The sequence below is a fragment of the Ornithinibacillus halophilus genome (assembly GCF_900129485.1).
Classification (GTDB): Bacteria; Bacillota; Bacilli; order Bacillales; family Amphibacillaceae; genus Ornithinibacillus; species Ornithinibacillus halophilus.
In genome coordinates this window covers 62,233-75,764 of record NZ_FQVW01000001.1, presented here as the reverse complement: position 1 = coordinate 75,764, position 13,532 = coordinate 62,233, and the positions used below count along the sequence as shown (strand labels likewise).

The following is a 13,532-nucleotide window of genomic DNA, read 5'->3' as shown; positions in this document are numbered from 1 at the left end:
AGACACATATAGATAGATAAGAAGGTAATAAGTACTTTCTTAACCTATAATACTTGTCCACTCTCTTAATGGATATCTATGCAGGACACAGTAAAAAAATGCTATAATAAATATGAGGTGAGTACGATGCCATTTGACGGAATAGTTACGAAGGCAGTAACAGAAGAATTAAGTGAATTATTAATACCAGGAAAAATAAATAAAATATATCAACCAACAGAAACAGAACTTGTTTTAACTGTACGTAGTCAAGGAAAGAATCACAGTTTGTTATTTTCAATCCATCCTACATATGCGCGATTACATTTAACGGATGATACCTATCAAAATCCAAAAACTCCTCCGATGTTCTGTATGGTAATGCGAAAGCATATTTCAGGAGCTATTATCGAATCGATTGAACAAAGTGGCATGGAACGAATCATTACTTTTTCCATTAAAACTAGAAATGAAATTGGTGATGAAACAACCAAAAAACTAATTATTGAATTGATGGGTAAGCATAGTAATGTCATGCTCGTTGATGGAGAAAAAGGTCATATTATTGATAGTCTGAAACATGTTTCCATGGCCCAGAATCGACACCGTACAATTTTACCAGGATCAGAGTATATCCTACCGCCTAGTCAGGATAAACTGAATCCTCTAATTATTGATGAAGAAACATATATAAAAAAGCTAGACTTTAATGCTGGAAAACTAGATAAACAAATTGTAGCCATGCTTGACGGGATATCTCCCTTTATTGCGAATGAACTGATGACCCGTTCTAAGCTAGGTTCACAAGATACATACAAAAAGACTTTTAAATCATTTCAAGAGCAATTAGCAAGTCAATCATATCAACCTGCCATTTACCGAAATACTAAAGAGGACTTTCACGTATTCCCAATTACTACTTTCAAAGGGGAAGTCATCGAATTCCAATCTGTAAATGAGATGTTGGATCAATTCTATTCAGGTAAGGCGGAACGGGATCGAGTAAAGCAGCAGGCAAAAGATTTATATCGATTAATTAAAAATGAACGAGATAAAAATCTAAGAAAATTAAAGAAACATAAAAAAACTTTATTAAAAGCAGACGATGCTGAAAAATTTCAAAAGATGGGTGAATTATTAACTGCCCATATGCACTTAATAAAACAGGGCGATACTTCAATTACCGTAACTGATTATTACGATCCTAATCAAAGCAATTTAACCATTGAATTAAACCCTAATAAAACACCTAGCGAAAATGCACAATCGTTTTTTAAAACTTACCAAAAACTAAAAACTTCAAAACAAGTAGTGGAAAGAGAAATGGTTAAAGCGGAAGAAGAAATTAATTATCTAGAGCAATTATTGCAGCATATCGATAAAGCTAGCGTAGAAGACGTCGAAGAAATTAGAGAAGAACTACGTGAAGAAGGCTACTTAAAAAAACAAAGAACCCAAAAGAAAAAGAACAAACCAACTAAACCAAAACCGGAACAATTTGTAGCTTCCGATGGAACGATCATTTTAGTAGGTAAAAATAATAAACAGAATGAATATGTAACGATGAAATTGGCTCATCGAGATGATATTTGGTTACATACAAAGGATATCCCTGGCTCACATGTTGTAATACGGGAAAAAGATCCAAGTGTTGAAACCATTTTAGAAGCAGCCCAATTAGCTGCTTATTATAGTAAATCTAGTCAATCTTCCTCCGTTCCTGTAGATTATACTAAGATACGGCATGTGAAGAAACCTAATGGGGCAAAACCAGGCTTTGTAACATATGAAAACCAAAAAACAATTTTTGTAACTCCAACCAAAGACAAAGTAGAACAACTAAAGAAATAACAAAAGGCGCCCCACATTTTTTTGCTGTGGAGCGCCTTTTTAAATTCAAAATCTATTAAACGAATGATTTACTAGTTAATATATTTATAAATTCATCTACTTGTGGCAATTTACGAATTCCTTCTTGATAACATACCCAAGTATCTCTCGTAACCGCATCACCATTTAACGTTAGCGGAATGTTAGGATAATCTTCTTTCATAGAGTCAGAGACACTCTCAGGTAATACAGCCATACCAATCCCTTGTTTCATAAACTGCTTACAAGTCTCGATCTGATCAACCCTAATCGTTTTAATCGGCTTTATCTCATGTTGATGATGATATAGCCAATGGTCTACAAGCTCGTGCATACTATCATCACTTTTGAAAGAAATTAATGGGCGCTCCTTTACGGAATCACTAGGAAACTCCTCCGTATCAAAAATATACAAAGGATCATCAAATAGTCGTTCACATGTCGATCCTTTTAATTTTTCTCCTCGAATTATACAAACATGATAATCCTTATGTTGACTTTTAATATCTTCACTAATTCCAGTGACTAAATCAACCGTAACTTTAGGAAATTTCTGCGTGAACTCACCTAATATTGCTGGCAAAAATCGCTGACTAATTAATGAGGAACATGCAATGGATAGTGTTCCCTGGACCTCTTCACTCGATTGAGAAAGTTTATCCTTTAACGCTGCTTCCTGTTCTAACACTTTTTTTGCATGGTTAATAATAATTTCCCCACTAGGAGTCAATAGTAGACTTTTTGATGTTCGAATAAATATTTTTTCTCCAAAGTATTCTTCAATATATTTCAAACGTTGTGTAACAGCTGGTTGTGAAATTAAAACGGCCTTAGCTGTACCACGAATCGTACCAATCTCATTCAATCGAATTAATAATTCATAATCATCTATTTTCATAAAAACCTTCCCCGCGCGATAAGTATTAATTATCAAATAAAACAAAATACTAATATTTTACTTATTTATTATATCTTAATTGTAGCAATAATTCTAGGAAAGAATGAGATTCTTGGGGGAAGATAAGGTTAATCTCTAGGGAAACTTACTGAAGAAAAATTGACCAGTAAGGTATATTTACCGGTCAATAATTATGGAGAGACTTATAGTTGGTCTCGCCACTGGGTTAGTTTTTCTTTAGTAGTATGATCAATCTGATTATCTTTTAATAACACGTTCAACAACTGGTCATAGTTTGCGAGACTTTGGTAGCTTAAGTTTTCTTTTTTGAAATTTTGATTAGCAATTTCTAATCCATATGTAAAAATTGAATAGACACCGATTACATGCAACCCCTCATCTATTAAGACATTCGCTGATACTATGGCTGATCCACCAGTTGAGATTAAATCTTCTATGACAATTACTTTTTGCCCTCTGTGATAATGCCCTTCTATTTGATTCCCTTTCCCATGTCCTTTTGGTTTAGAACGTATATATATCATTGGTAGATTCATTTTTTCAGACAGCCAAGCAGCATGTGGAATACCCGCAGTTGCACATCCTGCTATTACATCCGGTTTTTCATCCATCGAATTGATTAATTGAATAAACGATTGTGTAATCTTGTTGCGAATTTCAGGATAAGACATTGTTAAACGATTATCACAGTATATTGGAGATTTTATACCCGAAGTCCACGTAAAATAATTCTCTGGGTTAATCTGTACCGCCTTTATCGCTAATAAATCCCTTTCTAAATTAGCTTCCATCGTTAATTCCCCCATTCTTTTAGTGCCCGTTGGTATGCCTGATAAGGTTCTTTGGATTGAGTAATGCTACGCCCTATTACTAAGTAGTCTGATCCGTTTTCTCTTGCAAAACTTGGTGTTGCTACACGCTTTTGATCATCATTAAGAGAATCTATCAACCGGATACCGGGGGTAATGGTAAGAAAACTTTTGTTACACGTCTTCTTAAATTGTTGCACTTCATGAACCGAACATACGACACCATCAGCTCCATTGTTATAAGCAAGTTCAGAAAAATAGACGACATTGTCTTGTACACTCCCAGGAAGTCGTAACTGCCTCTTTGTTATTTCTTCATCCATTGAAGTTAATATCGTTACAGCAATTAGTTTTGTCTCGTTGAAACCTGTTCCTGTCAACAATCCCTCTTTGGCAGCACGTATCATTTCAGCTCCACCCATTGCATGAACATTTACCATATCCACCCCCAAAGAGGCAATGTTTTTCATAGCTTTTTGTACCGTAGTAGGAATATCGTGTAATTTTAGATCAAGAAAAATAGGATGATTATTTTCCTTTAGTTTTTCAATTACTGCTGGACCTTCACGATAAAACAATTCCATTCCTACTTTTACCGGAACACCCTGTAAATCATTGTTATCAATGAATTGTTTTGTTTGTTTCCAATCTGGAAAATCTAATGCTATAAAGATAGAAGTACTCATATAGTAACACCTCTTTTAGCAAAGCTTGCAACATCTTGAACAGAAGAGAATCCATATTTTTGTAAAACAGTAGGTAAATCATCAATAATTTCAGAGCAAATAAATGGATTTTGGAAATTTGCTGTACCTACTGCAACAGCATCTGCACCAGCCAACAAGAATTCTAATACATCCTCTGCATTTGATATACCACCCATACCAATTATTGGTATAGAGATTTGCTGTTTCACTTCATAAATCATCCGAATTGCTATTGGCTTTATAGCAGGTCCAGATAAGCCACCGGTTTGATTAGCTAGTACCGGCATTTTAGTCGGTAAATGAATCTGCATTCCAGTTAATGTGTTGATCATGGATAATCCGTCAGCACCTGCAGATTCCACTGCTTTAGCAATTGTTTTGATATTTGAAACGTTTGGAGATAATTTCACATATACTGGTAAGTCGCTAACACTCTTAACTATTTCTGTTACTCTAGCTGCCATGAGTGGGTCTGTTCCAAATTGAATACCACCCTCTTTAACATTTGGGCAAGAGATATTTAATTCGATAGCATGAACATCAGCTGTTTGGTTAAAGCTAGATGCAACAAATTGATATTCTTCAATAGAACTACCCGAAATATTAGCAATAATGGATGTATCATAATTCGCTAAAAAAGGTACTTCATTTTCGATTATTTTTTGCACACCAGGGTTTTGCAATCCTATGGCATTTAGCATACCTGATGGTGTTTCTGCTACTCTGGGTGTTTCGTTACCATATCTTTCTTCCCCTGTTGCAGCCTTCATTATTATTGCTCCTAATTTACTCAAGTCATAAAATTGACTATATTCTTTTCCAAAGCCGAAACATCCTGAGGCAGGCATAATTGGATTTTTGAGTTGTAAGCCAGGCAACTGTACGGACAAATCCATCATAAAACAACCTCCTTTGCAGAGAATACTGGACCATCGGCACAGATTTTACGATAACTTAACTGATCGCTTGTTGGAATAACACATGCAAAACACGCACCAATTCCACAAGTCATTCTCTCTTCTAATGAGATGTAGCCACGGTGTCCTTCGAGTTTTTTTGTTAGAGCATGTAACATTGGTGCTGGTCCACAAGAATAATAGGAATCAAATGGACCTATTGTTTGTACAAAATCAGTCACATAACCTCTTTCACCATAAGAACCATCATTTGTAACAACAATTGTTTTACCAAACTGTTTAAATTTTTCTTCATAGAATACACTTTCTTTGTTTTGGAAGCCTAATATTGAAACAACCTCAACTCCTTTTTCAGATGCCTTTTTTCCAAGATAATGAAGTGGTGGAACCCCTACTCCACCACCTACAAGAAGTAAAGTAGAATCCTTTGATTCAAGTAAAAATCCATTTCCATTAGGTCCAAGTACATCCAATGTCATTCCAATTTCATAGGCTGATAGACACTTCGTTCCTGAACCCAACTTTTTGAAGATGATTGTTATCGTTTCTTCTTCATTATTAACATCAGCTATTGAGATAGGTCTTCTTAACGTATGTCCTTCCACAAGTATGTGTAAAAATTGTCCTGGAATAGCATTTTTACTCAAATAAGAATTATGTAGAGTCATTTCAACCGTATCAGCTGCAATATCCAAACTATTTTTTATCATTACTGTTTCTCTTCTAATCATTGAACAACAACCTCTTTATTTGTTATTAGAATACTCCCAAACCCTACCCGATAAAAATAGCACCATCTCCCAACACTACTTGGTGCTTAACCATGAAGCTCTTCCTCAAATACAACCTTTCCTTCCACTATCGTTAAAACAGGTTTGCCAAAAACATCCCAATCGTGAAATGGTGTATTTTTTCCTTTAGAATCAAATGTATCCTTATGAATCTTATAAGTTTTATCTAAATTAATAAGAGTTAAATCGGCTAATTTTCCTTCTTCTAATCGTCCATAAGGTAATTGGAAAACTTCTGCTGGTTTTATAGTTAGCCAATCGACCAATTGATTTAGGCTTACTTTTTCAGTTTTAACTAAATTTGTATATAGTAAGGAAAATGCCGTCTCTAAACCGACAATACCAAATGGTGAATCAAGCATTCCTACTGCTTTTTCTTCTTCTGTATGTGGAGCATGATCTGTTGCAATAAAATCAATTGTCCCGTCTAAAATTCCTTCTAATAATGCCTTTTGATCTTTTACACTTCGTAGTGGTGGGTTCATTTTGAAGTTGGCATCATTATCTTTAATATCATTTTCATTTAAAAGTAAATGGTGTGGACTCACCTCAGCAGTAACATGAATTCCAGCTCTTTTTGCATCTCTAATAACCCTTACTGATTCTTTCGTACTTACATGACAAACATGATAATGACAACCTGTTGCTTCTGCTAACAATACATCTCTTGCAATTTGAACGGATTCACTTAACGACGGGATACCAGGAAGATTTAATCTTTTGCTCACATTCCCGTCATGCACTACCCCACCATAAACAATAGAATTATCTTCGCAATGAGCAACAATTGCTTTACCACTTGAAGCAGCTTTCTTCATTGCACGATACATAACATCTGCTGATTGAATACCTACCCCATCATCAGTGAAAGCAAATATTCCCTCCTTGGATAAGTTTTCAATGTCTACTAATTCCTCACCTTGTAGACCCTTTGTAATGGCTACATACGGTAATACTCTAACGACGGCATCCGATTTTATTTTTCTCTCTAGTTCTTGAATTACCTCAACTTGGTCTGGGACCGGATTAGTATTTGGCATTGCGCACACTGTTGTAAAACCACCCCTGGCAGCTGCTAATGTTCCCGATTTTATCGTTTCTTTATGTTCTCCTCCAGGTTCACGTAAATGGATGTGGACATCAATCAATCCAGGAATTAATAATTGTTGATGACATTCAATGATTTTATCGGCTGCTTCGTTTAAATTTACATCAATCCTTTTTACTACCCCATCTTCAATAAACACATCACATTTTTGTAGTTTACCATTAGGTAACAATCGGTTCGCATTCTTTAATAATAACCTCATTGATAATCCCCCATTCTTTTAATAGCTGTGTCATAATTGCCATACGCACATAAACTCCATTAGTCATTTGCTTAAATATTCTAGATTTCTTAGACTCTACTAAATTACTAGCAATCTCAATATTTCTATTAACCGGTGCAGGATGCATTATTATTGCATGTTTTTTCATTAGCTTTTCCCTAGAATCTGTCAGTCCGTAATGCGTTAAATAGCATTCATTTGTTGTGGCATACATATGTCGTTCATGTTGAATTCTTAATAGCATAACTACATCGCAAGTCTGCACTGCGTCATTCATTGATAGGTATGGATAAGGTAACGTCTCATCTTCAAAGCCAGGCACCGCACTAAAATATACATTTGCACCTAATCGTTTTAATGCATCAGCATTCGATTTTGCCACCCTACTATGCTTGATATCTCCACAAATAGCTACATTGATTCCTTTAAAGGTTTCAAACTCCTCATAAATAGTGAGTAGATCAAGCATACATTGTGTTGGGTGTTCGGCTTTGCCTGCTCCTGCATTGATTAATGGAATTGATAATTTTGAGTGTAATTCTTCATACCAGTGATCATCTTGATGACGAACTATTAGTATATTTGCACCAATTGCCTCAAACGTCTTAACGGTGTCATATAAAGATTCACCTTTCTGAACACTCGACGTATCAACAGAAAAATCAAGTACGTCAAAGCCTAATTTCCTTTGGGCTACATTAAAGCTCATTGTTGTTCTTGTGCTAGGTTCGTAAAATAAGTTTGCAGCAAAAATCTGTTTTTGGATTGGGAAATAACCTTTTTTGTAATTGGATGCTGTTTCTAAGATTGATAGAATTTCATCCACTGAGAATTGGTTAACTGACAAAAAATGCTTCACATTTAATTCCCCCTTTTATTAAAAACCTAATCCTAGTTGGTGCAAGATAAACTTAGATACTATATAGCAGGTATTCTGTAGTCCCTTACTAATGGGCACTGATTGAGAACCTTCATCGACCTTTTTGCATAAAAAAACCTCTTTACGATTTTTGGTCGTAAAGAGGTAGACGTGCAGAATTAATACACGTTTATCTTCAAACGACCTTGAAAATCTCTCTGGATTTAATTAAAGGTCTATCTTTATTTATTTTTCATATATAGAGACTTGATCGAGGTCATCTATCTCTTGTAGTTGTACCACGATAATCTCTTTATCAGAAGTTGGAATATTTTTTCCTACATAATCAGCTCGTATTGGTAATTCACGGTGTCCTCTATCCACTAATACCGCTAATTGTATTTGTGATGGTCTACCAATATCCATTACTGCATCCATGGCTGCCCTAACCGTTCTCCCTGTATAAAGCACATCATCTACTAAAATCACTTTTTTGTCAGTTACATCCGTATGAATTTTAGTATCCTTTAATTCAGGTTCATTTGCTTCAACTGCTTTTTCTAAGTCATCACGGTATAACGTAATATCTAATTCTCCAATCGGTACTTCTAGATCTTCAATATTTTTTATTTTTTCTTGTAATCTTTCTGCAAGTGGAACCCCTCTAGTCTTAATACCAACTATTACGATATCTTCTCCACCCTTGTTTTTCTCTAATATTTCATGTGCTATTCGAGTTAATGCTCGATTCATAGCAGATTGATCTAATACCTCGGTTTTCTTTTTCATTTTTTCACTCCTAAACTTACTACGATAAAAACCCTTTTCTCCATGAGGAAAAAAGGGTTTAGATAGACTATACCTAACAGTTAAGTATCCGTACCTTTTAGCCTCACAGGACTATGTTAAAGGTTCCTATTAATTTATTACATTATTTCAGAAATGTACTATGCTGTCAACACTTAATTTGGTATATTTTCTTATAAATCTAATGTTCCTAATAAATCATTAAAATATGCCGGTGGCTCTACTTCAAAATACAATTCTTCATTCGTTTTTGGATGTTTGAATCCAAGTACTTTTGCATGTAATGCTTGTCCGTTTGTATCTAACGTTTTTCTAGGTCCGTATTTTGGATCACCTACTAATGGAAACCCTATATATCTCATATGGACACGAATTTGGTGTGTTCTACCGGTTTCTAACTGACATTCGACATGCGTGTATTTTTGATAACGTTTGATAACGCGAAAATGAGTAATAGCATTTCTTCCGTTTTCAACGATACCCATCCTTTGTCTATCTTTAGGATCTCTTCCAATTGGTGCATCAATCATCCCTGTATCATGTTCAATTACTCCATGAACAAGTGCTTCGTATCTTCTTTCAATCGTTTTATTAGATAATTGGTCGGCTAAACGTTTATGTGCTACATCATTTTTTGCTGCAACTAATAAACCACTGGTATCTTTGTCAATCCGATGGACAATTCCAGGTCGCTCCACCCCATTAATCCCCGACAAATCATCGCAGTGATATAAAAGAGCGTTCACCAAAGTTCCATTCGGATGCCCAACAGATGGATGAACAACCATCCCTTTAGGTTTATTTACAACAATAACGTCACTATCCTCATACACGACATCTAATGGAATATTTTCTGCTTCTATTTCTAATGGTTGAACCTCAGGAATGCTCCATTCCACTTTATCTCCTAGATGACATTTATGATTAGCTTTCACAACATTCCCATTAACCGTTACTAAACCTTTTGAAATCCAGTCTTGTACCTGGGAACGCGATTGGTCTGGATTGATATCGGATAACAATTTATCAATCCTTTTTTTAGAATTCTGTTCTTCTACTACGTATACAGTCATTTTGCTTTCTCCTTCTTATTCATCTCATCCAAAATAGTAGCTATAATAACTAATCCTACTCCAATTACAAGAGCGGAGTCAGCAATGTTAAAGATAGGAAAATCATATCCAAAGATAATAAAATCAAAGAAATCAACGACCTCTTGGTGTAATAACCGATCGATAAAGTTACCAATTGCACCACCTAGAATAAAACTAAGGGCAAGAGCTAATAATTTACTATCTTTACCATACTTTTGCATGTAAAAAACTAGACCTATTATTACAATGACCGTAACGATATAAAAGAATACCATTTGATTTTGTAAAATTCCCCATGCAGCTCCACTATTCCGATGTGAAGTAAGTGAGAAGAAGTTTTCAATTAAAATAATTTGTTCGTACAATTCCATATTCTTAACAACTAACCACTTGGTAAATTGATCTATCCCAATAATTATTAGAGCGATTATGTAATATAAAAGCATGCTTTGTCCTCCGATTCTAATTCAATATCCTACTTGATTTTACCATAAAGTAACAAGAAAAACCTCATATGTTGTAGAAGAAAAAAATCCCCCAATTGGAGGACTTTTTTCTATAGTGTTAATTTGTGTAATGCTCTTCAACCACATCTGCACATCGCGTACATAGTGTTGGATGGTTTTCATTGTTACCAACTGTATCAGAAGATACCCAGCAACGATCACATGTTTCGCCAGTATGTTTTTCTACGGCAATATCTACATAACGATATTCTTTTCCTTGTTCACTAGAATCTGCCACAACTGCTTCTGAAACAATTAGAAGTTGATGTACATCTTGAATTTCATTTAAAACTTCTTTAGTTTGTTCATCTTTTGGTACAACTGTGATCTTAGCTTCTAATGATTTTCCAATTACTTTTTCATTACGAGCTTCTTCTAATGCTTTTAATACATCATCACGAATTAGCATGAAGTGATTCCATTTTTCTTCTAAGCCTTCAAATCCTGCTACTACTCTAGGTTCAGGTATATCAGTTAATTGTACACTTTCTTCCTCCACACCAGGAATGTGCTCCCAAACTTCTTCAGCTGTATGTGGAATAATAGGTGTTAACAATTTAACTAATGTTGTTAAGATCTCATAATAACCTGTTTGAATACTTCTACGTCTAGCATTATCTTTAGCCTCGATATATAAGATATCTTTTGCAAAGTCTAAGTAGAATGAGCTTAGATCGTCGGCGCAGAAATTATGGATACGATGGAAAATAGGTGAAAATTCAAATCGCTCATAGCTATCACGTACGTCCTTCACTAGTGCTTGTAGGCGGTGAAGCATGTAACGGTCTACCTCTTGCATATCGCTTTCTGCAACACGGTCTGTTTCAGGATTAAAATCAGAAAGATTTGCTAACATAAATCGGAATGTATTTCTGATTTTACGATAAGATTCAGATGTTTGTTTCAAGATATCATCAGAGATACGTACATCTGCCTGATAGTCTACTGAAGCAACCCATAGACGTAAAATATCAGCACCTAATTGTTTTAACACTTTGCTTGGAAGAATGACATTACCAAGTGATTTACTCATCTTGCGTCCATTGCCGTCTAATACAAATCCATGACTAACAATATTCTTATAAGGTGCTTTTCCTGTCACAGCAACTGATGTTGATAATGACGAGTTAAACCAACCACGATATTGGTCACTTCCTTCAAGATAAACATCTGCTGGACGTCTGTGACCTTCTCTTTGTGTTAATACACCTTCATGCGATGATCCTGAGTCAAACCATACATCCATAATGTCTGTTTCTTTTGTGAACTTGCCATTTGGACTATGTTCAGAAGTAAATCCTTCTGGTAATAAGTCTTTCGCTTCTCTTTCAAACCAAACATTTGAACCATGTTCAGCAAATAGATTAGATACATGTTCAATTGTTTCATCTGTAATGATCGGTGTGCCGTCTTCACCATAAAATACTGGAATTGGAACACCCCATGTACGCTGTCTAGAAATACACCAGTCTTCACGGTCACGTACCATATTGTATAACCTTGTTTCACCCCATGAAGGGTACCAATTAACTTCTTTGATTTCATTTAGAATGTCTTGACGGAAGTCCTTAATGGATGCGAACCATTGTGCAGTAGCACGGAAAATTGTCGGCTTCTTCGTTCTCCAGTCATGTGGATAAGAGTGTGTAATAAACGTTAGCTTTAATAATGCGCCAACTTCTTCCAGCTTTTCTGTAATCTCTTTATTTGCTTTGTCATAGAACATCCCTTCAAAACCAGGTGCCTGCTCAGTAAATACACCTTTCTCATCAACAGGACATAATACTTCTAGTCCGTAACGTTTTGAAATATAGAAGTCGTCTTCCCCGTGTCCTGGTGCTGTATGAACACACCCTGTACCAGCATCGGTAGTAACGTGATCTCCTAACATTACTAATGATTCACGTTCATAGAAAGGATGCTTCGCGACAACACGGTCTGCCTCTTCCCCTTTAAACGTTTTAACTACTTCTACATTTTCCCACTCTAGTTCTTTAGAAACTTCTTCTAAGAGAGCTTCTGCTAATACAAATTTTTCTCCATTAACTTGAACCACGACATAGTTTAATTCAGGATGTAAGCTAATACCTAAGTTCGCTGGAATTGTCCATGGTGTTGTTGTCCAGATTATAATTTTCGAACCATTTTCAATAACATCTTTACCATCAGTTACATCAAATGCAACATAAATAGAAGGTGAACGTTTATCTTGGTATTCAATTTCTGCTTCTGCAAGAGCTGATTCTGATGAAGGTGACCAGTAAACAGGTTTTAAGCCTTTATAGATGTAACCCTTCTTAGCCATTTCACCAAAGACTTTAATTTGAGCAGACTCATAATCTTTTGTTAACGTGATATAAGGATTATCCCAATCACCACGTACCCCTAATTGTTTAAATTGTGTACGTTGATTGTTCAATTGTCCCATAGCATATTCAGCACATTTTTGTCTAAATTCAGCAATTGTCATTTTTTTACGGTCTATTTTTTTGTTTTTAGTCAGTGCTGCTTCAATTGGTAATCCATGAGTATCCCATCCTGGTACATATGGTGCATGATATCCAGTCATAGACTTATAACGTGTAATAAAATCTTTTAGAATCTTATTTAGTGCGTGACCAATATGAAGGTCCCCGTTTGCATATGGTGGTCCATCATGTAACACAAATAATGGTCTACCTTCTGTTCTTTTTAGAACTTTTTCATACAATTTCTCGCTATCCCATTTTTCTTGACGTTTAGGTTCTTTATTAGGTAAATTTCCACGCATTGGAAACTCTGTCTTAGGCATAAGTAATGTTTCTTTATAATCCATGCCACACTTCCTCCTTCAAATTTAAATATAGATGTTCTCAATAATAATTGCCTTCTAAGTAACAACAGTAGATCTTGAATTTTAGTTAAATCAGCGGAGGAAATACACGTAGACTCCTGTGGGAGCAAA

At 35.4% G+C, this 13,532-nt stretch carries 12 protein-coding genes; 1 reads left to right on the top strand and 11 read right to left on the bottom strand.

What is annotated here, in order from left to right:
- Positions 1–126 precede the first annotated feature (126 nt).
- On the top strand, positions 127–1,830 hold the full coding sequence (locus BUB12_RS00395) for an Rqc2 family fibronectin-binding protein (protein ID WP_072886831.1): 1,704 nt from the start codon (positions 127–129) through the stop codon (positions 1,828–1,830).
- A 55-nt stretch (positions 1,831–1,885) separates the two neighbouring features.
- On the opposite strand, the gene BUB12_RS00390 is transcribed toward BUB12_RS00395, so the two are convergent.
- The 11 genes from BUB12_RS00390 to ileS all read right to left on the bottom strand — a co-directional run bounded on the left by BUB12_RS00390 (position 1,886) and on the right by ileS (position 13,403).
- On the bottom strand, positions 1,886–2,746 hold the full coding sequence (locus BUB12_RS00390; RefSeq protein WP_072886829.1) for a LysR family transcriptional regulator: 861 nt from the start codon (positions 2,744–2,746) through the stop codon (positions 1,886–1,888).
- A 203-nt stretch (positions 2,747–2,949) separates the two neighbouring features.
- Positions 2,950–3,558 (bottom strand): orotate phosphoribosyltransferase, encoded by a 609-nt coding sequence (gene pyrE, locus BUB12_RS00385; protein WP_072886827.1) that lies wholly within the window; start codon positions 3,556–3,558, stop codon positions 2,950–2,952.
- Between the two features lie 2 nt (positions 3,559–3,560).
- Positions 3,561–4,262, bottom strand: a complete 702-nt coding sequence (gene pyrF, locus BUB12_RS00380) for an orotidine-5'-phosphate decarboxylase (RefSeq protein WP_072886825.1) — start codon at positions 4,260–4,262, stop codon at positions 3,561–3,563.
- Complete coding sequence (locus BUB12_RS00375) at positions 4,259–5,179, bottom strand: dihydroorotate dehydrogenase (RefSeq protein WP_072887666.1); 921 nt, start codon at positions 5,177–5,179, stop codon at positions 4,259–4,261. Before BUB12_RS00375 ends, pyrF begins: the two co-directional genes overlap by 4 nt.
- Positions 5,179–5,931: a dihydroorotate dehydrogenase electron transfer subunit gene (locus BUB12_RS00370; protein WP_072886823.1), complete on the bottom strand. Its 753-nt coding sequence runs from the start codon at positions 5,929–5,931 to the stop codon at positions 5,179–5,181. Before BUB12_RS00370 ends, BUB12_RS00375 begins: the two co-directional genes overlap by 1 nt.
- A gap of 86 nt (positions 5,932–6,017) precedes the next feature.
- Positions 6,018–7,301, bottom strand: a complete 1,284-nt coding sequence (locus BUB12_RS00365; protein ID WP_072886821.1) for a dihydroorotase — start codon at positions 7,299–7,301, stop codon at positions 6,018–6,020.
- Positions 7,261–8,181: an aspartate carbamoyltransferase catalytic subunit gene (locus BUB12_RS00360; RefSeq protein ID WP_072886819.1), complete on the bottom strand. Its 921-nt coding sequence runs from the start codon at positions 8,179–8,181 to the stop codon at positions 7,261–7,263. The genes BUB12_RS00365 and BUB12_RS00360 overlap by 41 nt, the downstream gene beginning before the upstream one ends.
- Before the next feature lie 246 nt (positions 8,182–8,427).
- On the bottom strand, positions 8,428–8,970 hold the full coding sequence (gene pyrR / locus BUB12_RS00355) for a bifunctional pyr operon transcriptional regulator/uracil phosphoribosyltransferase PyrR (RefSeq protein WP_072886817.1): 543 nt from the start codon (positions 8,968–8,970) through the stop codon (positions 8,428–8,430).
- Between the two features lie 191 nt (positions 8,971–9,161).
- Positions 9,162–10,061 carry an RluA family pseudouridine synthase gene (locus tag BUB12_RS00350; RefSeq protein ID WP_072886815.1) on the bottom strand — a complete coding sequence of 300 codons (900 nt, stop codon included), beginning with the start codon at positions 10,059–10,061 and terminating at the stop codon, positions 9,162–9,164.
- Positions 10,058–10,528, bottom strand: coding sequence for a signal peptidase II (gene lspA / locus BUB12_RS00345; protein ID WP_072886813.1), 471 nt, complete (start codon positions 10,526–10,528; stop codon positions 10,058–10,060). The genes BUB12_RS00350 and lspA overlap by 4 nt, the downstream gene beginning before the upstream one ends.
- Before the next feature lie 118 nt (positions 10,529–10,646).
- A complete protein-coding gene (gene ileS / locus BUB12_RS00340) occupies positions 10,647–13,403 on the bottom strand; it encodes an isoleucine--tRNA ligase (protein WP_072886811.1) in 2,757 nt (918 codons plus the stop codon).
- Positions 13,404–13,532: the final 129 nt, after the last annotated feature.

Coding starts and splice junctions, on each gene's coding strand:
- BUB12_RS00395 (WP_072886831.1), top strand. CDS start 127: ATGCCATTTGACGGAATAGTTACGAAGGCAGTAACAGAAGAATTAAGT.
- BUB12_RS00390 (WP_072886829.1), bottom strand. CDS start 2,746: ATGAAAATAGATGATTATGAATTATTAATTCGATTGAATGAGATTGGT.
- pyrE (WP_072886827.1), bottom strand. CDS start 3,558: ATGGAAGCTAATTTAGAAAGGGATTTATTAGCGATAAAGGCGGTACAG.
- pyrF (WP_072886825.1), bottom strand. CDS start 4,262: ATGAGTACTTCTATCTTTATAGCATTAGATTTTCCAGATTGGAAACAA.
- BUB12_RS00375 (WP_072887666.1), bottom strand. CDS start 5,179: ATGGATTTGTCCGTACAGTTGCCTGGCTTACAACTCAAAAATCCAATT.
- BUB12_RS00370 (WP_072886823.1), bottom strand. CDS start 5,931: ATGATTAGAAGAGAAACAGTAATGATAAAAAATAGTTTGGATATTGCA.
- BUB12_RS00365 (WP_072886821.1), bottom strand. CDS start 7,301: ATGAGGTTATTATTAAAGAATGCGAACCGATTGTTACCTAATGGTAAA.
- pyrR (WP_072886817.1), bottom strand. CDS start 8,970: ATGAAAAAGAAAACCGAGGTATTAGATCAATCTGCTATGAATCGAGCA.
- BUB12_RS00350 (WP_072886815.1), bottom strand. CDS start 10,061: ATGACTGTATACGTAGTAGAAGAACAGAATTCTAAAAAAAGGATTGAT.
- lspA (WP_072886813.1), bottom strand. CDS start 10,528: ATGCTTTTATATTACATAATCGCTCTAATAATTATTGGGATAGATCAA.
- ileS (WP_072886811.1), bottom strand. CDS start 13,403: ATGGATTATAAAGAAACATTACTTATGCCTAAGACAGAGTTTCCAATG.